Annotated in this window: 14 protein-coding genes; 1 reads left to right on the forward strand and 13 read right to left on the reverse strand. The window is 66.7% G+C overall.

Annotated elements, in window-relative coordinates; genetic code table 11:
• Positions 1 to 37: 37 nt before the first annotated feature.
• The 4 genes from AC069H_RS25210 to rpoB all read right to left on the reverse strand — a co-directional run bounded on the left by AC069H_RS25210 (position 38) and on the right by rpoB (position 12,289).
• Positions 38 to 1,837, reverse strand: coding sequence for a hypothetical protein (locus AC069H_RS25210; protein ID WP_478234057.1), 1,800 nt, complete (start codon positions 1,835 to 1,837; stop codon positions 38 to 40).
• A 996-nt stretch (positions 1,838 to 2,833) separates the two neighbouring features.
• Positions 2,834 to 4,570 carry a hypothetical protein gene (locus tag AC069H_RS25215; protein WP_478233996.1) on the reverse strand — a complete coding sequence of 579 codons (1,737 nt, stop codon included), beginning with the start codon at positions 4,568 to 4,570 and terminating at the stop codon, positions 2,834 to 2,836.
• A gap of 221 nt (positions 4,571 to 4,791) precedes the next feature.
• Entirely contained in the window at positions 4,792 to 8,703 is a 3,912-nt protein-coding gene (locus tag AC069H_RS25220) for a DNA-directed RNA polymerase subunit beta' (RefSeq protein ID WP_340684770.1), read from the reverse strand.
• Between the two features lie 85 nt (positions 8,704 to 8,788).
• Positions 8,789 to 12,289, reverse strand: a complete 3,501-nt coding sequence (gene rpoB, locus AC069H_RS25225; RefSeq protein WP_478233997.1) for a DNA-directed RNA polymerase subunit beta — start codon at positions 12,287 to 12,289, stop codon at positions 8,789 to 8,791.
• A gap of 632 nt (positions 12,290 to 12,921) precedes the next feature.
• Between rpoB and AC069H_RS25230 the strand changes: the two genes are divergently transcribed.
• Positions 12,922 to 14,214 carry a hypothetical protein gene (locus tag AC069H_RS25230; RefSeq protein WP_478233998.1) on the forward strand — a complete coding sequence of 431 codons (1,293 nt, stop codon included), beginning with the start codon at positions 12,922 to 12,924 and terminating at the stop codon, positions 14,212 to 14,214.
• Positions 14,215 to 14,889: 675 nt separating this feature from the next.
• Here the strand turns inward: AC069H_RS25230 and AC069H_RS25235 are convergent.
• From AC069H_RS25235 to AC069H_RS25275, 9 genes are all read right to left on the reverse strand, one after another.
• The gene (locus AC069H_RS25235; protein WP_478234058.1) at positions 14,890 to 15,822 is read right to left on the reverse strand and encodes a hypothetical protein; all 933 of its coding nucleotides are present in this window, start codon (positions 15,820 to 15,822) and stop codon (positions 14,890 to 14,892) included.
• A gap of 84 nt (positions 15,823 to 15,906) precedes the next feature.
• Positions 15,907 to 16,428, reverse strand: coding sequence for a hypothetical protein (locus tag AC069H_RS25240; RefSeq protein WP_478224956.1), 522 nt, complete (start codon positions 16,426 to 16,428; stop codon positions 15,907 to 15,909).
• Between the two features lie 31 nt (positions 16,429 to 16,459).
• Positions 16,460 to 17,725 carry an MCE family protein gene (locus AC069H_RS25245; protein WP_478224955.1) on the reverse strand — a complete coding sequence of 422 codons (1,266 nt, stop codon included), beginning with the start codon at positions 17,723 to 17,725 and terminating at the stop codon, positions 16,460 to 16,462.
• Complete coding sequence (locus tag AC069H_RS25250) at positions 17,725 to 18,924, reverse strand: MCE family protein (protein WP_478224954.1); 1,200 nt, start codon at positions 18,922 to 18,924, stop codon at positions 17,725 to 17,727. Before AC069H_RS25250 ends, AC069H_RS25245 begins: the two co-directional genes overlap by 1 nt.
• A complete protein-coding gene (locus AC069H_RS25255) occupies positions 18,924 to 20,102 on the reverse strand; it encodes an MCE family protein (RefSeq protein ID WP_340684773.1) in 1,179 nt (392 codons plus the stop codon). Before AC069H_RS25255 ends, AC069H_RS25250 begins: the two co-directional genes overlap by 1 nt.
• On the reverse strand, positions 20,099 to 21,085 hold the full coding sequence (locus AC069H_RS25260; RefSeq protein ID WP_478233999.1) for an MCE family protein: 987 nt from the start codon (positions 21,083 to 21,085) through the stop codon (positions 20,099 to 20,101). The genes AC069H_RS25255 and AC069H_RS25260 overlap by 4 nt, the downstream gene beginning before the upstream one ends.
• Positions 21,082 to 22,113 carry an MCE family protein gene (locus AC069H_RS25265; protein ID WP_478224952.1) on the reverse strand — a complete coding sequence of 344 codons (1,032 nt, stop codon included), beginning with the start codon at positions 22,111 to 22,113 and terminating at the stop codon, positions 21,082 to 21,084. Before AC069H_RS25265 ends, AC069H_RS25260 begins: the two co-directional genes overlap by 4 nt.
• Positions 22,110 to 23,447, reverse strand: coding sequence for an MCE family protein (locus tag AC069H_RS25270; RefSeq protein ID WP_478234000.1), 1,338 nt, complete (start codon positions 23,445 to 23,447; stop codon positions 22,110 to 22,112). Before AC069H_RS25270 ends, AC069H_RS25265 begins: the two co-directional genes overlap by 4 nt.
• Positions 23,444 to 24,280, reverse strand: coding sequence for an MlaE family ABC transporter permease (locus tag AC069H_RS25275; protein ID WP_016331063.1), 837 nt, complete (start codon positions 24,278 to 24,280; stop codon positions 23,444 to 23,446). The genes AC069H_RS25270 and AC069H_RS25275 overlap by 4 nt, the downstream gene beginning before the upstream one ends.

Consider the following 24,280-nt stretch of genomic DNA (forward strand, 5'->3'; position numbering starts at 1 on the left):
CGCGCCCGCCACCCATGACCTTCCGCGCCGAGCAGGGTTACTTGAGATCCGCGTCCGCCACGACGAACAGTTCGGAGTGCGGCTTGGCGTTGCCGAAGGACCCGTGCGGCCAGGTCTTCCGGTTGAAGTTGATCCCGACCTGTCCGGTGAACTCGTCCCGGAAGTTCTGGTCGACCGCGACCTTCCCGTCCTCGCCGAGGTTCAGCAGGTTGACCTTGTGGTCACCGTCCAAACCGGACCGTGCGACGAAGTAGTTCGACACCGCGAGGTGCTGCGGCTTGTCGGTTTCGTGGTAGTAGCCGTCGTCGCCGAGCACGAAGTTGTCGTACGTGCCCCAGTGCGGGCCGCCGCCGGGCGTGCCCGGGTTGATCGGCGCCGCGCCGACGACGGTCGGCAGATCGCCGCCACCGCCCTGCTGGGACTTCTCCTTCGTGTCGATCCGGCCTTTGATGTTCTCGACCTTGTCGCCCGCGGCGACCAGCTTCTGGATGTCGAGGACGTACACGCCGCCGGTGGTGCCGGGGTCGTGCGGGCCGAGCGCGCCCTTGGAGCGTCCGGTGATCGCGCGGTAGAGGTACTTGTCGTCGGGGCTGGTCTGGATCCAGCCGCCGTTGGAGCCACCGCCGTTGGAGTCGTTGTCCGGGTGGATCGCCTTGTTGGCGGCGCCGTCGTCGAACACCTGGATCCAGTGCGGTTCCTCGGCGGTGATGTCCGGTGTGTAGAACACCGCGCCGCCCTGCATGGTCTGGGCGAAGGCGCCCTTGTGGCCGGGCAGGTTGGTCACCGTGGTCTCCATGACCGCGCGGCTTTCCGCGTGCAGCGGGTCCGCGGGATCGGCGCGAGGGCCGTCCGGCAGGTACGAGACCGCCTTGAGCTTCGGCTTGTTGCGGTCGGAGATGTCCCACATGCGGACGGTCGGCCGCCGCAGATACGGCGACGGCTGCTTCACCGGGTCGAGGATGATGTTGCGCGGCTCGGCGTAGTCACTGGTGACCAGGGTGTTGAGGTCCTCACGGGCCTGGATGCCGTGCGGGTTGGCGCAGGTCGGCTTGTCCAGTTGCGGGAAGTTGTCGCACAGCTTCTTGTTGTCACCCTGCGGCGTGGCCGCCGGGGACTCCGACAGCACCTGCGCGTTCTGGTCGAAGCGGACGACCTCGCCGGGGCTACCGGCGAAACCGTTGCCCACCACGGTGGAACCGTTGGCGTAGGTGTGCGGGCCGGGCACGACCGGGCCGCCCATGTAGGTGCCGTAGGCAGTGCCGTCCTTGAGCACCCAGTACGCGTCCGGGACTGAGCCGCCGAGGGTCTGCGTCGGGAGACTGACGCCCTTGAGCTTCAGTTGCGGCAACGCGGAGACGTCGAAGGCGTACGTCGCGGCGGCGAACAGCGCGCCGACGTAGATCGTGTCTCCCTTGTGCCACACGTACTGCATGTGGTGCGGCTCGTTCTCGACGAGCGGCCCGACGGTGGCGGTGTTGACGACCTTGCCGTACGTCGGGGAACCCTGCGTCGCGTCGATCACGGCGAGGAAGTCCGGACCGGGCAACGCGTTTTTGATCTTGTTCAGGCCGCCACCGAGCGAACCCGGCAGGTTCTTGATGTCCTTGACCAGGGTGTCGGCGATGTTCTCGTCACCGGCCCAGACCAGCAGCCACTTCTGGCGCTTGCCGTCCGCGCTCCGGGACGCCGCGACATCCTTGGACACCAGGTGGTTCTGGACCCAGCACTCCTTGCCGTCGGCCGCCTTCTTCGCGTCCTTGACGACCTGGACGTCGGCGTAGGCGCTCGTCGTGGAGCCGGTATAGGTCACCGTGCCCACGGCGAGCGCCGCCGCCAAGGCGCCGATCACCACTTTTCGCCACTTTGGCGAGTTGGATAGCATTCTTTCTCGCTGTTTTCGCTACCGAAGCGCCAGACAATTGGCACGCCTCTCCCTTTTCGCACAGGCGTCACCGGCACGGATCAAAGGGAAAGCAATCAACCGCCGGTTCCAGCGGGGAACCGTTGCGGCACAGCGGAAAGCGTCAGCACGCAAAGATCAGGCGCATCCGTTTCGGATACGCGGATTCGCCTACGACGCGACCAGCCCGGAATAGGTCAGGAATCCGTACACAGCGCGCTTGCCTGCTGCCGCAAGTCAACGTGCCGGCGCCACACCAAGGCGACGGGGGATTGCATGGGCGAAATACTCGTGCGAAGCCGCTGGAGTGTCAATCTCGCGATCAAAGAATGGGACATGCCACGGCAGGTGAATTTCCCACGATGCGGATGGGGTCATTGTGCCGAACAGGTAGCGGTTTTCCGGGCATTGGGAATTAGGCCACCTGGCGACACTGCCGCAGGTCACAACGGACCAGTAACCCGCGTCCGGCACGACCGCGGCCGTTATGGTTTCGTTATGCTTTCCGGGAACTCTGCCACTTCGCGGACCCACGAGGCGGCACACGTCGAAAATCTCCCTCTCGGCGCAGGCGATCCGATACCGGACGGCCCGGACAACACGGTCGACATGGGCACCGGGCACGACTGCTTGGACACGCTCTCGCACACCGACCCGCCGGCCCCGGCGTGCGAGACTCGCGGCGGCCGAAACCCGGAACTCGCCGAGGCATGGTGGCACCCTTCCGAACACCTACTGACCTGCGGCCCCGCCCGCCGGATCGCGATTAGGGGGCTAAACGCAGGTCGGGCGAGGCGTCGGGCGGCGTGTGGGCAGATCGCGATTAGCCCGCTAAACGCAAGTGCCACCGGATCGCGTTTAGCGGGCTAAACGCGATCCGGTGGCATCGGGCGCGGGCAGGTGGCAGATCGCGATTAGGGGGCTAAACGCAGGTCAGTCAGCCTGGCGGTGACGGCGGCGCGAGGTGAAGACCAGACCCGCACCGAGTACCAGGGTGGCCAGGGCGAGAGCGCCGAGGCCGAGGACGTCGGCACCGGTGCGGGCCAGACCCGTTCCGCCGCCGGAAGCCTGGTTACCTGGCGCGCCGGGGGCGGGTGTGGTGGTTCCGGACGCGTCACAGCCAGGACGCCGGGTGGGCAAGGTGAGCGGCGGTTCCTCGCCCTTCGTGGCTTCGACGCGAAGCCGGGCAGGGTTGTCCGCCGGACCGACGACGTAGATCGACTTCGGGTTGTCATGCATGATCCGCCAACCCTGCGGCGGGGCGAAGAACAGGCGGTACTTCGGCCCCGGCACCAAGTTGGCGATCTTGAAGTGCCCCTCCGCGTCGGTCGTCGTCTCGACGATGGTCGGGCAGTCACCGTCGGAGGCGAGTACGACCTTGACCCCGGCGAGCCCCGCCTCGAGTTTGCCCGGGTCCGTGTTGTGGACCACCTGACCCGCGAGGGAGGCGATCCCACCCGGCACCGAGGCTTCGTCGTTCGCGACCGGGTTGCCGTCGATACCGACGTCGGCATAGCCGAAGTCACAACCCACCGCGACGCGGCCATGGTGCAGCGCGGCGTCCGGGACCTTCTCGGTCACGTCGAAGGTGCGGGTCTGGCCGGGAGCGATGGTCGCCCCACCCGCGAGGTAGGAAAGCTCTCCCCAACCTGGACCATTGCTCTTCAGCGCGAAGTCCGCTCCGGCGCGATTGCACCCGGCCACGATGCCGACGAGCGGAATGGTTCCCGAGTTCGTCAGTGTCACGGTGACGTGGGCGAGCTCGCCGACTTTGTAGGTGTCCTTGGTGAAGGACACCGACGCTTTGAGTGCACCGTTCAACGGCTGCACCCCACGGATGGGCAAGTCCGTGGTGTCCGCGCCGGCCCGAATGACCTTGAGGGGGAACAACCAGCCCTTGATCGAGTCGCTGCCGCCGCTGAGAAGATATTCGACGGCCGGGACGTCCCCGAAATCGATTTTCCCGTCGGCGTCGCTCGTGGCCTTGTACTCCTTGGAACCGATGGTGTACCGCAAGGTGAGCGGGATATCGGCCAGCTGTTCGCCGTCATCGAGCTTGCCGTTGCCGTTCTTGTCGCCGAACACGACACCCGCCACGCGGCCGGTGACCTTCTCGACGGAGACAGTGCCGTTGAACTCACCGGCGCTGAACCCGGTCTCGTCGGCGACAAAGCCCCGGACGACCGCGATGTCCTTGTCGAGGTCCCCGATCTGCCCGGTGACGGTCAGCTCTTTGGTCTCGTCGGGCTCGAGGCTCACCCCCGGTGCACGTCCCCACTCTCCCCAGCCCGGCTCGTAGGGAATCGACAGGGCTCCCGGCTCACTGAAGAATTGGTGGACCTGAAGTCCGACCGCGCGGGTTTCGCCGACGTTCTTGACCTTGAAGGTGAAACGGACGTCTTCGCCGACCTTGTACGACGGTTTTTCGAACGTGACCGAAGCTTCGACCTTCGCTCGCTCGGCCTGCGGCTTCGGCGCCGCGGGTGAAGAACTCTCGGCCGGTGGCGCGCTGGGCGTCGGGGCCGGAGTGCTACTCGGCGCTTCGGACGTCGTCGGCGCGCTGGAGGGCGGGGCCGAAGGCTCCGGATCCGCCAGGGCGGGCGCGGCGAACACACCGGTCAGGGCCGCGCCGGCGGCGATCGTCGCGAGATAGACCCCCGCGGTACGCACGATGGATCTCACCCCAGGTGATTTGTTCACGCAGAGTCACCCCTGAATACCCGTTGGAAATGCGCAAAGCCCCCGAACCGCGTAGAACCCGATCACCCTAGCGAGTTTGGTGAAGGGTTCGTACCCGTTTCGGGTGAGGTGGACTCAAAATGGAACATTCCGGGAAACGGGAAGGGCCCCCGCCGGATCGGCGGGGGCCCTTCTCGTGGATTTCGCTTCGGTCAGCGGAAGTCGCGGCCGAAGTCGTAGTCGTCCAGCGGCACCGCGGCGCCCGGCGTGGAGCCGAACACATCCGGGGTGTAGTAGCCGTCGTCGTAGGACGGGATCGCGTAAGCGGCGACCCGCGCCTCCTCGGTCGGCTGCACCTGGATGTTGCGGTACTTGTTGATCCCGGTACCGGCCGGGATCAGCTTACCGATGATCACGTTCTCCTTGAGGCCCACGAGCTTGTCCGAGCGGCCGTTGATGGCCGCGTCGGTCAGGACACGCGTGGTCTCCTGGAACGAGGCCGCCGACAGCCACGAGTCCGTGGTCAGCGAGGCCTTCGTGATCCCCATCAGCACCGGACGACCCGAGGCGGGCTCGCCGCCCTCGGCGACCGACGCCCGGTTCTTCGCCTCGAACTTGGTCCGCTCGGGCAGCTCGCCCGGCAGGAAGTCCGTGGCACCGGAGTCGATGATCGTCACCCGGCGCAGCATCTGCCGGACGATGACCTCGATGTGCTTGTCGTGGATCGACACACCCTGCGCCCGGTACACCTTCTGGACCTCGTCCACCAGGTGCATCTGCGCCTCGCGCGGTCCCATGACGCGCAGGACCTCGTGCGGGTCCGGCGTGCCTTCGAGCAGCTGCTGACCGACGTTGACGCGGTCACCGTCGCCCAGCGGGCCGTTCGGGGTGTTCGCGAGCCGCTGACGCTTGGACAGCTTGTCGAAGACGATCTCTTCGCTGCCGTCGTCCGGGATCAGCGTGATCTTCCAGAACCGCTCGCTCTCCTCGATGCGCACACGGCCATCGACGTCGGCGATCGGCGCCTTGCCCTTCGGGACCCGGGCCTCGAACAGCTCCTGGACACGGGGCAGACCGGTCGTGATGTCGTCACCGGCGACACCACCCTGGTGGAACGTACGCATCGTCAGCTGCGTACCCGGCTCACCGATCGACTGGGCCGCGACGATACCCACGGCCTCGCCGACGTCGACGAGCTGACCGGTCGCCATGGACCGGCCGTAGCAGGTGGCGCAGATACCGACGGCCGACTCGCAGGTCAGCACCGAGCGCACCTTGACCTTGGAGATCCCGCTCGAGATGAGCTTGTCGATCGCCGGGTCACCGATGTCGTCACCGGCGTTGAGCACGACGTTGCCCTTGGCGTCGACCGCGTCGGTCGCCAGGTTCCGCGCGTACACGCTGGTCTCGACGTGCTGGTCGCGCAGGACCTTGCCGTCGCCGATGTCCTCACCGATCGGCATGTTGATGCCGCGGGTGGTGCCACAGTCGATCTCGCGGACGATGACGTCCTGCGACACGTCCACCAAACGACGGGTCAGGTAACCCGAGTCGGCGGTACGGAGCGCCGTGTCCGCCAGACCCTTACGGGCACCGTGCGTCGCGATGAAGTACTCCGCCACCGACAGGCCTTCACGGAAGTTGGCCTTGATCGGACGCGGGATGTACTCACCCTTCGGGTTCGACACCAGACCACGCATACCGGCCAGCGACCGGACCTGCGTCATGTTGCCCGCCGCGCCCGACTTCACGATCATCGCGATCGGGTTGTCGTCCGGCAGCGCCGTCTCCATGATCTTGTGGACCTCTTCGGTGGCCTGCGTCCACACCTTGACGAGCTCGTTGTTGCGCTCGGCGTGCGACAGCTGACCACGCTGGTACCGCTTCTCGACCTGGTCGGCCTTGCCTTCGTACTCGTCCAGAATGGCCTTCTTGCCTGCCGGGACGAGCACGTCGGAGATCGCGACCGTGACACCCGAACGGGTCGCCCAGTAGAAACCGGCGTCCTTCAGGCGGTCCAGGGTCTGCGCGACCTGGGTCATCGAGTAGCGCTCGGCGAGGTCGTTCACGATCGCGGCCTGACGCTTCTTCGGCATCGGCTCGTTGATGAACGGGTAGTCCGCCGGCAGCAGCTCGTTGAACAGCACACGGCCCAGGGTGGTCTCGGCCAGCCACGCCTTGCCCGGCTCCCAGCCCTTCTCCGCCAGCGCCGCTTCGTCCGCCTTGGCGGGCTGACGGTCGGTGATGCGGATCTTGATCGGGGCGTGCAGGCTCAGCGCCTTGCGGTCGAACGCCATGATCGCCTCGGCGGGCGACGAGTACGCGTTGCCCGCGCCGTCGGCGTTCTCGTTCAGGCGGGTCAGGTGGAACAGACCGGTCACCATGTCCAGACGCGGCATGGCGAGCGGACGACCCGACGCCGGCGAAAGGATGTTGTTCGCCGACAGCATCAGGATGCGGGCCTCGGCCTGCGCCTCCGCGGACAGCGGGAGGTGCACGGCCATCTGGTCACCGTCGAAGTCCGCGTTGAACGCTTCACAGACCAGCGGGTGCAGCTGGATGGCCTTGCCTTCGACCAGCTGCGGCTCGAAGGCCTGGATACCGAGGCGGTGCAGGGTCGGCGCACGGTTCAGCATCACCGGGTGGCCGGTGATGACCTCTTCGAGCACGTCCCACACCTGCGGACGCGACCGCTCCACCATCCGCTTGGCGGACTTGATGTTCTGCGCGTGGTTCAGGTCGACCAGCCGCTTCATGACGAACGGCTTGAACAGCTCGAGCGCCATGTCCTTCGGCAGACCGCACTGGTGCAGCTTCAGCTGCGGACCGACGATGATGACCGAACGGCCCGAGTAGTCGACACGCTTGCCGAGCAGGTTCTGGCGGAACCGGCCCTGCTTGCCCTTGAGCAGGTCGGACAGCGACTTCAGCGGGCGGTTACCAGGACCGGTGACCGGGCGGCCGCGGCGGCCGTTGTCGAACAGCGCGTCGACGGCCTCCTGCAGCATCCGCTTCTCGTTGTTGACGATGATCTCGGGCGCGCCGAGGTCGATCAGCCGCTTCAACCGGTTGTTCCGGTTGATGACCCGGCGGTAGAGGTCGTTCAGGTCGGAGGTGGCGAACCGGCCACCGTCGAGCTGGACCATCGGGCGCAGGTCCGGCGGGATCACCGGGACGGCGTCGAGCACCATGCCGCGCGGATCGTTGCCGGTGGCCTGGAAGGCCGCGACGACCTTGAGCCGCTTCAGCGCGCGGAGCTTCTTCTGCCCCTTGCCGTTGCGGATGGTGTCGCGCAGGCTCTCGGCCTCCGCGGCGACGTCGAACTCGGTGGCCAGCTTCTGGATGGCCTCCGCGCCCATGCCGCCGGTGAAGTACTCGCCGTAGCGGTCGACGAGCTCGCGGTAGAGCAGCTCGTCGGCGATCAGCTGACGGGTGTCGAGCTTCGTGAAGGTCGTCCAGACCTCCTCGAGACGGTCCAGCTCGCGACCGGCGCGGTCACGCAGCTGACGCATCTCGCGCTCGCCGCCTTCCTTGACCTTGCGGCGGACGTCGGACTTGGCGCCCTCCGCCTCCAGCTCGGCCAGGTCGGCTTCCAGCTTCTGCGCCCGTGCCTCGATGTCCGCGTCGCGCTTGGTCTCGAGGTTCTTGCGCTCGACACCGATCTCGTTCTCGAGGGTCGGCAGGTCGTTATGCCGCAGCTCGGTGTTCACACCGGTGATCACGTAGGCCGCGAAGTAGATGATCTTCTCGAGGTCCTTCGGCGCCAGGTCGAGCAAGTAGCCCAGGCGGGAGGGAACACCCTTGAAGTACCAGATATGGGTGACGGGAGCTGCCAGCTCGATGTGGCCCATCCGCTCACGACGCACCTTGGCGCGGGTGACCTCGACGCCACAGCGCTCGCAGATGATGCCCTTGAAGCGGACCCGCTTGTACTTACCGCAGTAGCACTCCCAGTCCCGGGTCGGGCCGAAGATCTTCTCGCAGAAGAGGCCGTCCTTCTCGGGCTTGAGCGTCCGGTAGTTGATGGTCTCCGGCTTCTTCACCTCGCCGAAGGACCACTGACGAATGTCGTCGGCGGTGGCGAGGCCGATGCGGAGCTCATCGAAGAAGTTGACGTCCAGCACGTCTTTACATCCCCTTGGGGTTGATGCGACTAGAGGAGTTGGCGAGCGGAGGCGGGAGCCCGAGGGACTCCCGCCTCATCGCGGGTCAGTGCACGACGTCGTCCACCGAGGGCGACTCGTTGCGGGACAGGTTGATGCCGAGGTTGGCCGCGGCACGCTCGAGGTCCTCGTCGTCGGAGTCGCGCATCTCGATCGCGGCGCCGTCGCTGGACAGCACCTCGACGTTGAGGCAGAGCGACTGGAGCTCCTTCAGGAGCACCTTGAACGACTCCGGGATACCCGGCTCGGGGATGTTCTCCCCCTTGACGATGGCCTCGTACACCTTGACGCGGCCGACCACGTCGTCCGACTTGATCGTCAGGAGCTCCTGCAGGGTGTATGCGGCGCCGTACGCCTGCATCGCCCAGCACTCCATCTCGCCGAACCGCTGGCCACCGAACTGCGCCTTACCACCCAGCGGCTGCTGCGTGATCATCGAGTACGGACCGGTGGACCGGGCGTGGATCTTGTCGTCGACCAGGTGGTGCAGCTTCAGGATGTACATGTAGCCGACCGAGACCGGGTACGGGAACGGCTCGCCGGAGCGGCCGTCCAGCAGCGTGGCCTTGCCGTTCTGCTTGACCATGCGCTCGCCGTCGCGGTTCGGCTTGGTCGCGCCGAGCAGCCCGGTGAGCTCCTCTTCCTTCGCGCCGTCGAACACCGGGGTCGCGGTGTTCGTGCCGGGGTCGACGTCGTAGAGCTCCTCGTTGAGGTTCTTCGCCCAGTCCGGGTTGCCCTCGATCTTCCACCCCTGCGACGCCAGCCAGCCCAGGTGAAGCTCCAGGACCTGGCCGATGTTCATACGCCGCGGGACACCGTGGGTGTTCAGGATGATGTCGACGGGCGTGCCGTCCTCCATGAACGGCATGTCCTCGGCGGGGAGGATCTTGCCGATGACACCCTTGTTCCCGTGGCGGCCGGCGAGCTTGTCGCCCGGCTGGATCTTCCGCTTCTGGGCCACGTAGACGCGGACCAGTTCGTTGACGCCCGGGGGCAGCTCGTCGTCGTCCTCGCGCGAGAACACGCGGATGCCGATGACCTTGCCGGTCTCACCGTGCGGCACCTTCAGCGAGGTGTCGCGGACCTCACGGGCCTTCTCGCCGAAGATCGCGCGGAGCAGGCGCTCCTCCGGGGTCAGCTCGGTCTCACCCTTGGGCGTGACCTTGCCGACCAGGATGTCGCCGTCGCGGACCTCGGCACCGATGCGGATGATGCCGCGCTCGTCGAGGTCGGCCAGGACCTCCTCGGAGACGTTCGGGATGTCCCGGGTGATCTCCTCGGCGCCCAGCTTGGTGTCGCGGGCGTCGATCTCGTGCTCCTCGATGTGGATCGACGTGAGCACGTCGTCCTGCACCAGGCGCTCGGAGAGGATGATCGCGTCCTCGTAGTTGTGGCCCTCCCACGGCATGACCGCGACGAGCAGGTTCTTGCCGAGCGCCATCTCACCGTTCTCGGTGGACGGGCCGTCGGCGATGACCTGCCCCTGCTCGACCCGGTCGCCCTCGTTGACGATCGGGCGGTGGTTGAAGCAGGTGCCGTGGTTCGAGCGACGGAACTTGTACAGTCCGTAGCTCTTCCGGGTGCCGTCGTCGTGCATGATCGTGATCAGGTCGGCCGAGAGCTCCTCGACGACACCGGACTGCTCGGCGACGAGCACGTCACCGGCGTCGACCGCGGCACGCAGCTCCACCCCGGTGCCGACGTACGGCGCCTGGTTGCGGAGCAGCGGCACGGCCTGGCGCTGCATGTTCGCACCCATCAGGGCGCGGTTCGCGTCGTCGTGCTCGAGGAACGGGATCATCGCCGTCGCGACCGAGACCATCTGCCGCGGCGAGACGTCCATGTAGTCCACGTCCAGCGGGTTGATCAGCTCGACCTCGCCGCCCTTCTTACGGACCAGGACGCGGTCTTCGACGAAGGTGCCATCGTCCGAGATCGGCGCGTTGGCCTGCGCCTTCACGTATCGGTCTTCCTCGTCCGCGGTGAGGTAGTCGACCTGGTCGGTGACGCGGCCCTCGACGACCTTGCGGTACGGGGTCTCGATGAAACCGAACGGGTTGACCCGCGCGTACGAGCAGAGCGAACCGATCAGGCCGATGTTCGGGCCTTCCGGCGTCTCGATCGGGCACATGCGGCCGTAGTGCGAAGGGTGGACGTCCCGGACCTCCATGCCGGCGCGCTCACGCGACAGACCACCCGGGCCGAGGGCGGACAGACGACGCTTGTGCGTCAGCCCCGACAGCGGGTTGTTCTGGTCCATGAACTGCGACAGCTGCGAAGTACCGAAGAACTCCTTGATCGCCGCCACGACGGGACGGATGTTGATCAGGGTCTGCGGCGTGATCGCCTCGACGTCCTGGGTGGTCATCCGCTCGCGGACGACGCGCTCCATCCGGGACAGACCCACGCGGATCTGGTTCTGGATGAGCTCGCCGACGGTGCGGAGACGACGGTTGCCGAAGTGGTCGATGTCGTCGGTCTCGACCGGGATGGTCTGGTCGCCGACGGTCGCCTTGTCCTCGCCCGCGTGCAGGCGGACCAGGTACTCGATCGTCGAGACGATGTCCTCTTCGGTCAGCGTCCCGGTGTCGTACGGCGTGGTCAGGCCGAGCTTCTTGTTCAGCTTGTACCGGCCGACCTTGGCCAGGTCGTAGCGCTTCGGCTTGAAGAACAGGTTCTCCAGCAGCGTCTGCGCGCTCTCCTTCGTGGGCGGTTCGCCCGGGCGCAGCTTGCGGTAGATGTCGAGCAGCGCCTCGTCGGTGCCGGCGGTGTGGTCCTTCTCGAGGGTGGCGAGCAGCGTCTCGGAGAAGGAGAAGCGCTCGCGGATCGCCTCGGTGGTCCAGCCGAGCGCCTTCAGCAGCACGGTGACCGGCTGGCGGCGCTTGCGGTCGATGCGGACGCCGACGGTGTCGCGCTTGTCGACGTCGAACTCGAGCCAGGCACCCCGGCTCGGGATGACGCGGACGTTGAAGACGTCCTTGTCGGTGGTCTTGTCGACGCTGGTGTCGAAGTACACACCCGGCGAACGGACCAGCTGGGACACGACGACACGCTCGGTGCCGTTGATGACGAAGGTGCCCTTGTCGGTCATCACCGGGAAGTCGCCCATGAAGACCGTCTGGCTCTTGATCTCGCCGGTGTTGTTGTTCACGAACTCGGCGGTCACGAACAGCGGGGCCGCGTACGTCATGTCCTTGTCCTTGCACTCCTCGACGGAGGCCTTGACCTCGTCGAAGCGCGGGTCGGAGAAGGACAGCGACATGGATCCGGAGAAGTCTTCGATCGGCGAGATCTCGTTGAGGACCTCTTCCAGGCCGCCGACCGGGTTTTCTTCACCTTCTTCGACGCGGCGTTCGAACCACGCCTCGTCGCCGGTGAACCATTCAAAGGACCTGATCTGCACGTCGAGCAGGTTCGGGGTGCTGAGCGGCTCGCGAATCTTTGCGAAGGAGACCCGCTTGGGGGCTCCCGGGATTCCCGTGGACTCCGAGCGAGATACAGCCGAGGTGGTCGCAGCAGTGGCCTGGTTCGCGGGAGAGACTGCCAAGATGCGTCCTTCCGGGGACAATGAGCGGTGAGCAGCCGCGTCAGCAACAGCTGATGCGATCTGTCAAGGGTGCCGTGTGCCCACTATCCTAACTACCGGCTCCGGGCAGCCTGAAAGAGGGCAGCGCAAAGAAGCAGTCTAGCCCGAACGTCGCGGTCTGTCCAGGGGGCGCTCCCGATGGGGCCCAGCCTGCATCGCAACGTCTTCAGGTATGCCTCTCCTCGGCCTCCCCGGACCGACCCTCCCGCAAGGGCACCGCCGGTTCTCACCGTTGCCAGTAAGCGTGACCCCACAGGGGCTCTGAGTCAAGATGCCGCGCGGTGGTCCCGCCGGTTGGCGCAGCGTCGAAGAAGCTCCGCCCGGCGTGCTTCACAGGACGATCATCCTGGTTACCGCCCGGTACCCGCAGGTGACGGCGTTGGGGCGCCGACCTGCGTTTAGCGGGCTAAACGCGATCCCGTGGAGGTCGACTCGGAGAGTTCACCGGGCCTAAGGCGGGGTGCCCTGGCAGGTCCTCGGGGCGCTCCGGGGCGTGTGGCGGCTGTGACCGGTGAGCCGGCTGGTGCGACGCACAGGAAAGAGGCCCCGGATCGCGTTTAGCCCCCTAAACGCGATCCGGGGGCCAAGAGCGGATGCTGGACGCGGATTGGGAAACTGGGGTGATGTGCCGAGCGTGCGAGCTTGATCTGGACTTGGAAGACGATGAGATGCCAGCCGAGGCGCCCGTGTTACTGCCTTCCGCGGCCGAACTTCTGGATGCGGCGGAACGCAGCGCCGCTTTGCGGGAGCTACGACGCTACGTCGCGGAACTGAGCGGCACAGGCGAGCCGAGAATGACCGTGATTCCTCGCTGGGCTGAAGCGTGCGGCCTGGTCCGGATCCACAAGGGCGCCCACGTGCCGATGAAGAAAAACGCGAAGTTGCTCAAACAACCGCTAGAGCTCTGGGAGCGGGCCTACCGGGCGATGGAGGAAGCCGGTTACGGCTTCGTCGCCGAGGAACACCCGGTACCGTTTTCCTTCGGCCTCGTATTCCCCCAGTTCCTGGCCGCGCTCCGGATGACGCTGTATTCGGCGGCCGACAGCCTGATCCCCCTTGAACTCGTCTATGAACTCGCCGATGAAATGCCGTCGCTGCTCGCCGGACTCGACCTTGGCGTCGAACCCGATCCCGAGTGGCGGCACGGCCTCATGCTCACGCTGGATCTGATGGAACGGCTCGGCGCGGTCGAACGGAGCACGACGACCGACCCGGCGGAGCTGGCCAAGCTGGCCGAACTGACCGGCAAGGCGGCCCCCGACCCGACGCTCGTCGGACTGACGCCGATCGGGCTGTGGGCGACCAATCGGATGCTCCGTGAGTCGGGGATCGACGCGCCGGTAGTGGGCGAGCTGGCCGGTGTGGGTCTCGACGAGATTTTCGCCCGTCTCTCGCTGTCCTCACCCGAGGTGATGGAAGCCGAGATCAGGGCATGGGTGAACCACCGTTCTCCGGGCGACGCCGCTCATGAGGCCGCGGAGTTCCTTCGCCGGACCGAAAGCCCATCCGAGCGACTCCTCGCCTTCCTGACCCTGACCGAAGCCGGAGACCCTGGTTTGACCGCCGGCGCCCGCGTCCGATCCGAGGGCGGAGTCGCCGGAGCGGCGGCGGCGGTCTGGTTGGTCGAGCGAGGCGCGGTCACCCCGGAGACGATCGCCCCTGAGGAAATGGCCCTCGGGTTCGCCGACCATTTCGCGGCGTTGCACGAGTTGGGCGGCTTCCTCGATGAGCTGCGCTCAATGGATGACCAGGCGAGTGTCATCGAGGTTCTCGCGTCGGCCGCCCACCCGGCCAGGCTGGAACTGCTCGACGTGATCGCCGAGGACCACCCAGACCGGAAGATCGCGAAACAGGCCAAGGAGGCGCGGTACGCGCTGCGCCGCTGAAGCACTCTGCTCAGGGCCGGATCGCGTTTAGCCCGCTAAACGCGATCCGGCCGGAACGTCAGCGGGTGCCGGGGGCGTGAGTGACGGTTCGGGTCGGCACGTGAATCGTGAGGCTGGCGTGATCGGCGATGCACGGCGGTCAGTACCCGGGGTATCGCGAAGGCCTCCTCGAATACGGGGAAGGGCCCCTTCGCTGCGCTCCGACGTGGCGCTGAGCGAGGTCCATGGTCTCGGTGTGTGTCGCGAATGCCACAGCGCGCGACGTCTGATGATGCCGTTGGGCATTCGGGCGGGGCGAGCCCAAGACGACAGAACCGGCCGTAGCTGTCCGCGAGGGATCCCTCTTTGACGGTGAAACGTCTGATTGACACCTATCTGCGCGGTTTCTGAACCGAGCCGACCTCCCAGGAAGTGTCCACAAGTGACATGCCGCACCAGTTGAGCGTCCGGTTCATGTCTGTCGTGAGTGATAAGGACGGTTATTGAGGGGTAAGGCAAACGTGGCATGGTCGGCGCAGGTGGTCGTGAGTGGGGTTTCGGGTTAGAACCCGAAACCCCACTCACGACCCGCGCAAGCGCCCTGACGAGAGCTAGTGTCCCTTGTGGACCGTTGACGTCTTGGGCGGCTCACCATGGCGGATCGCGTTCAGCGGGCTAAACGCGGTCCGGGCGGGGTCACTTCGAGGGGGCCGGGGGTGCGGCGGGGGCCGAGGAAGCGGCCGGGTTGGGCGGAGCGGCGTAGGTGTTCATCGCCGTGATCTTCCACTTGTCGCCCTGCAGCTCCGCGTTCAAGTGCAGCTGCGCGCTCCCGGCGGTGGTCTTGTTCGTGTCGGCCCGCGTCGAGCTCTGGTCGACGAACACCATCACGTCGGCCCGGTCGCCTTCCAGCCGGATGACGGCGCTGCGGGTGACCTTGCAGGTCACGACCATCTTCTGCTGCGGGGCCAGCCGCTTGACCTCGCCCATCAGCAGGTTGTACTTCGCCCGCACCTCGTCGTTGACCAGCAGGTCACCCGCCGCGGTCTCGGTCTTCGCGATGTTGTTGTAGTCGTACGAGAACAGCGCCTCGGTCGCCTTCGCGACCTGGTCCTTGACCTGCGCGGTCTTCGCGACGTCCAGCAGCGCGGTGTTGTCCGTCGAGCTGGACACCTCGTCGGCCTGGATCTTGAAGAGCACCGCGGTCGCGGCCAGCAGCAGTCCGACGACGACCAGCGCACCCGCCAGGATCAGCTGCCTGGAACCCGGCTTCTTGGTCTCCGAAGAGTCTGAATCCTCATCGGAAGCGACCTCGGCTTCGGCTTCTTCGAGGTCGTCCGGCTTCTCTTCGGCAGCCGCGCGGACCTTCGCACGCGGGCTCGGCTTCGCGACAACCTCGTCTTCGGAGGGCTCTTCGGGGACCTCGACAGCGGCCACCTCAGGCTCAGCCTCAGCCTCAACGGGCTCAGCCGTCTCAACGGCCTCAGGCTCGGGTTCAGGGGCAGGACGCGGAGCCGGTCGCGGCGACGGGCGGCGAACCGGCGCCGGCGTTTCGTCGACCTCGACCTCTGAAGCTGGGACTTCGGGAGAGGCGGGAGCAGGAGACGCACCGGGCCGTCGCAGGCCGGCCACCCGGGGGCGGCGCACCGGCGGAGTGCTGCGAGGGGGCTGGCGACGGGAGGGGGGCACTACGTGGCTCCGTTCTAGGTGACGCTCTTACTGACCGGCCGCGACGAGGGGCACGTTGTCGATCCCGGACAGCTTCCACTCATCGCCGACCCTGGTCATCGAGACCTCCAGGCGCAGCGCCTTCGAGCTCGCCTTGTCGCCCTGGGTGACCTGGGTGGAGATGGCGGCGAGGAAGCTCGCCTTGCCCTCGTGGTCGTCGAGCTCCTCGACCGCGATGTCCTGGATGGTGGTCACGACCTTGGTCTTCGCATCGCCGAGCGCCTTGCGGTAGGTCGGCTCCAGCTGGGCCAGTTGCTGGCTCATCTTGTCGTCGGAGACGGCCTTCTGCTTGGCGAAGAACTCGTCGAGTTTCTCGAAGTCGACCTCGGTGTACGCCTTGATCGCGGTGCCGCCCGCCCTGACCACTTCGTCCCGCGAGCGCGCCAGGTCGGCGTTGTCGTCCGACGCGGCCACGGCCCACATGACACCGAAGATCGCCGCGGCGACGAAGGCGGCGAGCGCGAACGCCGCCGCCCCGAGGACCAGGGTCCGCGATCGAGAAGAACTCATGACACTCCAGGTTAGATATACGGTCTCGGCCTCAGCCGGGCAGGCCCAGCAGCGTGCCGAGGGTGGGCAGGCTGACCCCGGGGCTCTGCAGGACGCTCGGCATGCCCTGTGCCGCGCGCAGGCTGGCCAGTTCCTCGGCCGAGCGGCCGGCGTTCGCCGCGACGTCGCCTTCCGACGGGATCTGCGGGACCCCGTTGTACGGCACGTTCTGCGAACCGCGCACGTTGATCGGGCTGCCCTTCGGCTCGGCGCAGTACGCGTCGTCCTTCGGCGCGCGAGGCGTCGTGTCGGTGCCTTCGCGGTACTTGTCGAGGCCGATGTAACCCTTGGTACACGAAGGCGGGTTGAACAGGTTGAGCGCGAGGCCCAGGTGCGCGGTGCCGTCGTTGGCGACGCTGTTCGCGCCCGCGGCCAGCATCGGGTACGTCACCAGGCCCTGCTCGAGCCCGTCGAGCCGGGTCACCAGCAGGTTCGACGTCGTGAGCAGGTTCGCCGTCAGCGCGCCCAGCCCCGGTCCGGATTCGGCGAGCACCTCGCTGATCTGGTTCGCCACCTGCGGGGTGATGCCGATCAGCTTCCGGATGTCGGCGTCGGAGTTCTTCAGTGTGCCGGAGAGCTTGTTGAGGTCCGCGCTGAACGACTTCATCGAGCTCGCCATGTCGTTCTGCGTTTCGAGGACCTGCCCGCCCTTTTCCAGCAGCTGGACGGTCTGCGGCAGATACTCCTGCGCGGTCGCGGTGAAGCTCCGCGCGGTGTCGAGCAGCCGCTGCAGGTCCGGGCCGGTGCCGTTGAAGGCGTTGTACGACTCGTCGACGACCTTGCGCAGCGAGTCGGTCGGTACCGAGGCCGCGAGGCTGTCGAGGTCACCGATGAGCTGCTCGGTGGGCACGGGCGTCTTGACCTTGTCGGCCGGGATGACCGAACCCGAGTTCAGGAACGGCCCGTTCTCGCTCTTCGGCCGCAGGTCGACGAACTGTTCACCGACCGCCGACCGGTTCGCGACGACGGCATCGAGATCGGCGGGCACCCGCGGGGCGTCCGGCGAGATGTTGAGGTCCGCCTCCAGCCCGGTCTTGGTCAGGCGCAGTTCGCCGACCCGGCCGATGTTGAAGCCCCGGTACGTGACCTCGGCGTTCTGGAAGATGCCGCCCGACTGCTTGAGCTGCAGTTTCACCGTGTAGCCCTCGTCGCCGAAGACCTGGCCGAGCCCGGCGAACCGGATCAGCGCGTACACGATGGCGACCACGGAGATGATCGCGAACGCGACCAGCTGGATCTTCGTCCTACGGACCAGCATCAGCCGGCACCTCCCGACAGCACGCCGAAGATACCGGCGGGTCCGGTCTGTTGCGGCTGTCCGCCGCCCTGCGGCGCGCTCGCCTGGCCGCCGGCGACACCGCCGACGCTGTCCGGGATCGGCAGCGGCGGGTTCGCGCCCGGCCCTTCGGTGCCGCCGGTCAGCCCCGGGACCGGGATGGCGTCCTTGAGCGGGTTCTCCCGGCTGCGGCCGAGGTTCTTGAGGATCTCGTTCAGGTTCAGGTCGATCTTCGCGAACAGGTTGAAGTAGTCGCCCTTGACGCCGTCGTAGGCGGCGTCGCTGAACGGGAAGGTCAGCAGGATCTCCAGCGCCTTCGGCAGATCCGAGCCCGCCTCGCCGAGCTTCTGCAGCGTCGGCTGCAGCGCCTTGAGGTCGGCGACGAGGTCTTCCTTGCTCTTGTTCACCGTGTCGACGGCGACCCCGGAGAGGTGGTTGAGCGCGTTCAGCATGGTCACCAGCTGACCGCGCTGCTGCTCCAGCACGCCGAGACCGGGGCCGAGGTTGTCGACCGCGCCGACCAGCTTGTCCTTCTGGCCGTTCAGGGTGAGCGAGAGCCGGTTCAGCCCGTCGAGCGCCCGCGTGATGTTCGCGGACTGCTTGTCCAGGTTCGTGACCAGCTCGTTGGTGTTGTTCAGCAGCGCCTTGAGCTCCGGCGAGCGGCCGGTGGTGGCGTTGTTGAGTTCCTTGGTGATGGTGTTGAGCTGTTCGACCCCGCCACCGTTGAGCAGCAGCGAAAGCGCGCCGAGCAGTTCTTCGACCTCGACGCTGCGGTTCGTGCGGGCCAGCGGGATCACGGCGTTGTCGGCGAGCTTGCCCTGCCCGTCGGCGGGCGCCGCCAGCTCGACGTACTTCTCACCGAGGAGGCTGGACTGCTTGACGTTGGCGAGCGCGTTCGCCGGCAGCTTCACGTCGCCGTTGACCCGGAGGGTGACCTCGGCGTTCCAGCCGTCCTGGGTCAGCCCGATCGCTTCGACACGGCCGATGGCGACCTCGTTGACCTTCACCCCGGCCTGCGGGGTCAGGTCGAGCACGTCCCGGAACTGCACCTTGACCGTGTACGGGTGGTCGCCGAGTTCGGCGCCACCGGGCAGCGGGACGTCGTAGATCCCGCTGAACCCGCAGCCGCTCAACGTCAGCGCCGCGACCGTCCCGGAGGCGATAAGAGCGATCTTCTTCATCACTTCGCCCCCGAACCGTAGAGCTCACCGGCGATCGGGAGCGGAAGCGGCGGCAACTGGCCCGCCTGCGAAGACTGGATCACCTGCGCGATCGACGGCAGCGGCACCAGCCCGTCGACCAGTCCGGCGACCCCCTTGCACGCGTCGCCCAGCGCGTCGAGCGCGTCCGGGGTCTGCTTGAGCAGGTTGCACACCATCACCAGCGGCGGCTGGGTGAGCTCGTTGAGGTTGGCCCGCGCGTCGAGCGTGCCCGACGAGGCGTTGTAGGTGTTGACCAGGTTCCCGAGGCCGACCGGGGCGACGTCGAGGATCTCGGCGAGCGCGCCGCGCTGATCCACGAGCACCTTGGTCACACTGGCCAGCTTGTCCACATTGGACTTGAGCCGGTCGCGGTTCTTCTCGATGAACGCCTGCACCGCGGTGAGCGTGTCGGACAGCTGCTTCACCGTGGCCGAGAGGTTCTCCCGCTCCCCCGCGAGGAATCCGCTGACGTCGGCGAGCTGCCGCTCGAAGTCGCGGACCTGCTTGTCGCTGTTCACCAGCGTCTGCGAGAAGGAGCCGAGGTTCTCGACGGTCTTGAACAGATCGTCCTTGTTCCCGGACAACGTGCCCGCCGCCTGGCCGAGTTTCGTGATCGTGTCGTGCAGCGCCTGCCCGTTGCCGTCGAAGTTCTTCGCGGCGGTGTCGAGCAGGTTCGACAGCGAACCGTTCTTGTTGGCGCCGTTGGGCCCGAGCGACTTGCTGACCCGGGAGAGGCTGGCGGCGAGTTCGTCGACTTCCAGGGGCACCTCGGTGCGGTCGAGCCCGATGACCGCGCCGTCGGCGATCCGCGGACCGCCCTTGTAGGCCGGGGCGAGCTGCACATAGCGGTCGCTGACCAGGGACGGCGACACGATGATCGCCTTCGCGTCCGCGGGCACGGCCACCGAACGGTCGTACTCGAGTTCGACGCGGACCTGGTTGCCCATCGGCTGGATCTTGGTGACCGTGCCCATGTCGACGCCGAGCATGCGGACACTGTTGCCCTCGTAGAGGCCGACGGTGCCGGCGAAGTACGCGGTCACGTGGTTGCGGCCGGCGTCCTTGAGCGTCCACCACAGCGCGCCGGCGACGACCAGCGCGAGCACGATCGCGATGGTGAAGCCGCGAGCCAGTCCGGCTCCGAGACGGGTACTCATTTCTCGTAGCACCCCTTCTCGTTGATCGGCCCGAACGACGGCAGGACCAGTCCGCAGATGTAGTTGTCGAACCAGCGGCCGTTGCCGATCGTGTTCGTGAACACCCGGATGAACGGCGCGAACCGCGCGATGCCCTGGCCGAGGGCGTCCTGGTTGCGCTGGAGCATCGAGGTCAGCTGGTCGAGCTGGGTGAGCACCGGGTCGAGCTGCGCGTCGTTGTCGTCGACCAGGCCCTTGAGCTGGGTGGCGAGGTTGCGCGAGCCGTCCAGCAGCGCGGAGATCGCGTCCTTGCGGCGGGACACCTCGCCGAGCAGCTTGTTGCCGTCGGCGAGCAGCTTCTGGAACTCGGCGTCGCGGTCGACGAGCGTCTGCGAGACCTGCCGCGTGTTCGCGAGCAGGCTCGACAGCTGCGAGTCACGCTTGGCGATGGTGTCCGAAAGCCGGGAAAGGCCGTTCAGGGCGCCCTTCACGTCGGCCGGGGTGTCCGCGAACGTGTCCGTGATGACGTCGAAGCTCTTCGCCAGCTGCGTCGTGTCGATGTCGTCGACGGTCTGCGAAAGCCCGCGGAAGGCGTCGAGGACGTCGAACGGCGACATCGTGCGCTCACGCGGGATCGTCGCGCTCGGGTCGAGCGTGCGCTGCCCCTGCGGGTCGAGCGCCAGGTACTTCTGACCGAGCACGGTCTTGATCTTGATGGCCGCGCTGGTCTTGTCACCCAGCCAGGCATCCTTGACCTTGAAGGAGATCCGGACCTTGTCGCCGTCGAGCTTGATCTCGGAGACCTTGCCGACCTTCACGCCGGCGACCCGGACGTCGTTGTCCTCCTGCAGGCCCGAAGCCTCGCTGAAGTCCGCGGAGTACGTCGTCCCGCCGCCGATGACCGGCAGGTCCTCCGAGTTGAGCGCGGCGAGGAAACCGAGCAGCAGCACCGAGATGCCGACGAGCGCGATCGGGATCGGATTGCGTTTCTGGAACGACTTCATGCCGTGCACCTCGCCCGGTTCACCGGCAGCAGCGGCAGGTTGATCGGCTCGTTGATCAGCGGAGGCAGGGCGACGGCTCCCGTCATCTCACAGGCGAAGAAGTTGAACCAGGAGCCGTAGTCGGCGGTGCGGGTCAGCGCCGTCACCTTCTGCGGCAGGAACTGGATGAAGTGCTCGACGATCGGCTGGCTGTCGTTGAGGTTCTTCGACAGCGTGCCGAGCGCGGCGATGTCCTGCTTGAGCGGCTCGCGGGCCTCGCCGAGGAGACCGGAGGTCGTCTGGGCGAGGGTGCCGAGCGAGTCGATGGCGTCGCCGATCGGCTCGCGGTCCGCGGCCAGCCCGGAGACCAGCTGCTGCAGCTTGACGATCAGGTCGTTCAGCTGCGGCGTATGCGCGTTGACCGTGTCGAGCACCGAGTTCAGGTTGTCGATGACCTCGCCGATCACCTTGTCCTTGTCGGCGATCGTGGTGGCCAGCGACGCGGTGTGCTTCAACAGGCTTTCGACCGTGCCGCCCTCGCCCTGAAGGACCTGGATGACCTCGTAGGACAGCTTGTTGATGTCGTCCGGGTTGAGCGCGGTGAACAGCGGCTTGAACCCGTTGAACAACTGCGTCAGGTCGAGCGCGGGCGTGGTCCGCTCCAGCGGGATGTTCCCGCCGGGCTCCAGTGTCTTGCCGGAGGTGTCGGTGCCCTGCCCGAGCGAGAGGTAGCGCTGGCCGACCAGGTTCCGGAACTTGATCTGCGCGGTCACCCCGGCGGGCAGTTTGCGGCCGGCGTCCACTTCGAACTCGATCTCGGCCTGACGCCGGTCGACGATGCGGACCTCCTTGACCTGCCCGACCCGGACACCGGCGATGCGGACGTCGTCGTTGGGCAGCACGAGGGTCGCGTCGCTGAACCGCGCCTTGTAGGCGTTGGTGCTGGTGGTGTTCACGTTGGCGATGCTGATCCCGAGGATGGTCGTGAACAGCACGGTGACGACGATGAAGGCGCCGAGTTTGATCAGCGGAGCGAGCAGACCCCTCATTTGACGTGCACCTCCGCTCCTCGATAGAGCGGGCCGACGAGCAGCGAGCCCCAGCCGGGCACGTCCGACGCGGCCATGCCGACTTGCGGGGCGACCAGCTGCGCGAGGAAGTCCGATTCGGACGCGCTGTAGGACGGGCTACCGCCGGGCGCTCCCCCGCCGTTGTAGCCGCCGTAGTTCGCGAAGCCGTTCGAAGGCGAGAGACCGTCGTTCGCCGAGCGTGCCGGGGGTTTGACCGTGCTGCCGTCCTTGATCGGGCCGTCCGGCGGGTACTGCGGGAACGGGTCCGGGAACTGCTTCAGGTCGTAGCAGCGCGGACCGCGTTTGTCCTCGAACCTCGGCTCGTCCTTGCCCGGCAGGTACGGCCCGCGGTTGACGGTGACCTCGATGGTCGCGTGCAGACCGGGCCGGTCGGTGCCCTTGCCGAGGGCCTTGTCGATCTTCGGCAGGTTGGCCGCCATCTGCCCGATCACGCACGGGTACTCCGGCGAGTACTTCGCCAGCAGCTCCGCCGTCGGGCGGGCGGTGTCGGCGAGCCGGATCAGGTTGTCCGCGTTGTTCCGCAGGAACGTCTGCAGATCGACCGAAGCCTGGGTGACGCTGCCGTAGAGGTTCGCCAGGTTCATCTTCTGGTCAACCACGGTGCGGGTGGTGGCGCTCAGGTTGTCCAGGGTCTGCACCAGATCCGGGGCGACGGCGTCGAGGTTGTCCGAGAACTTCGCGAGCTCCTTGAGGTTCTGCTGGAGCTTGGGCTCGTGCGGGTTCAGTTCGCCGACGTAATTGCCGAGCTGCGCGAGGGTGTCGCCGAGTTGGTCGCCGCGGCCGTTGAGCGCGGTCGAGATCGCCGAAAGCGTGCTCGACAGCTTCTGCGGCTGGACGGCCTGCAAGACCGGCATCAGGTGGGCGAAGGCCTGCTCCAGCTCGACCGCGCCGGACGTACGGTCCTGGGTGATCACGTCGCCCTCGGCGATCGTCTTCTCCGAAGGCACGTCCGGGATTTCGAGGGAAACGAAGCGCTCACCGAACAAGGTCTTCGGCAGGAATCGCGCCGAAACGTTCTGGGGGATCAGTTTCGCCGACTCCGGATTCAGCGCGAGCGTGAGTTCGGCGCCGTCCGGCGTCGCGGCGATGTCCTTCACCGAACCGACGATCAGACCGCGGACCTTCACGTCGGACTGCTTCAGCAACTGGTTCCCGATGTTGCCCGACTGGAGCTTCACGCTGACGACGGGCGTGAACGCCCTTTGGTACAGCGCGATGCTCAGCGCCACTCCGCCGATGAGCACGGCGACCAGAAGCAGGCCCAGCAGCCTGCGCCGGATTGTCGCGATCATCCTGCGATCCTCACCGTGACGTCGGTTCCCCAGATCGCGAAACCGATGAAGAAGTTCATGATGGACACCGTGACGATGCTCAGCCGGACCGCTTTACCGACGGCCACGCCGACACCGGCGGGGCCACCGGAGGCCCGGTATCCGAAATAGCAATGGGACAGGATGATCAAGACGCTGAACAACAGCACCTTGATGAAGGAATACAACACATCCTGTGGCGGTAGGAACAGGTCGAAGTAATGGTCGTAGGTACCCGCTGACTGGTTGTAGATGTAGATAACGACCAACCGCGACGCGAGATACGAACTCAGCAGGCCGATGACGTACAGCGGGATGACCGCGACGAAACCGGCGATGATCCGCGTGGTCACCAGGTACGGCAGGCTCGGCACGCCCATGACCTCGAGCGCGTCGATCTCCTCCGAGATACGCATCGCGCCCAGCTGGGCGGTGAACCCGGCGCCGACCGTCGCCGAAAGCGCGAGCCCGGCGACCAGCGGGGCGATCTCGCGGGTGTTGAAGAAGGCGGTCAGGAAGCCGGTGAAGGCCGAGGTGCCGATCGAGTTCAGCGCCGAGTAACCCTGAAGACCGACGAGGACACCGGTGAACAGGGTCAGGCCGACCATCACGCCGACCGTGCCGCCGATGACCGCGAGCGAGCCGGAACCGAAGCTCACCTCGGCGAGCAGCCGTAGAACTTCTTTCATGTAGCGGCGAAGCGTCCTCGGCGTCCACAGCAACGCGCGGCCGTAGAACGACATCTGGTCACCGAGGTTGTCCAGAGTCTGCAAAGGACGGTTGGCGACCCGCTTGGCGCCCTGGAGGAAGGTCAT

The organism is Amycolatopsis sp. NPDC043887, assembly GCF_056435665.1.

Bases quoted from the DNA above. Each gene is read 5' to 3' on its own strand.
- AC069H_RS25240 (WP_478224956.1), bottom strand. From the start codon at position 16,428: ATGAGTTCTTCTCGATCGCGGACCCTGGTCCTCGGGGCGGCGGCGTTC.
- AC069H_RS25250 (WP_478224954.1), bottom strand. From the start codon at position 18,924: ATGAAGAAGATCGCTCTTATCGCCTCCGGGACGGTCGCGGCGCTGACG.
- AC069H_RS25275 (WP_016331063.1), bottom strand. From the start codon at position 24,280: ATGACCTTCCTCCAGGGCGCCAAGCGGGTCGCCAACCGTCCTTTGCAG.
- AC069H_RS25265 (WP_478224952.1), bottom strand. From the start codon at position 22,113: ATGAGGGGTCTGCTCGCTCCGCTGATCAAACTCGGCGCCTTCATCGTC.
- AC069H_RS25245 (WP_478224955.1), bottom strand. From the start codon at position 17,725: ATGCTGGTCCGTAGGACGAAGATCCAGCTGGTCGCGTTCGCGATCATC.
- AC069H_RS25230 (WP_478233998.1), top strand. From the start codon at position 12,922: ATGCTGGACGCGGATTGGGAAACTGGGGTGATGTGCCGAGCGTGCGAG.
- AC069H_RS25255 (WP_340684773.1), bottom strand. From the start codon at position 20,102: ATGAGTACCCGTCTCGGAGCCGGACTGGCTCGCGGCTTCACCATCGCG.
- AC069H_RS25270 (WP_478234000.1), bottom strand. From the start codon at position 23,447: ATGATCGCGACAATCCGGCGCAGGCTGCTGGGCCTGCTTCTGGTCGCC.
- AC069H_RS25260 (WP_478233999.1), bottom strand. From the start codon at position 21,085: ATGAAGTCGTTCCAGAAACGCAATCCGATCCCGATCGCGCTCGTCGGC.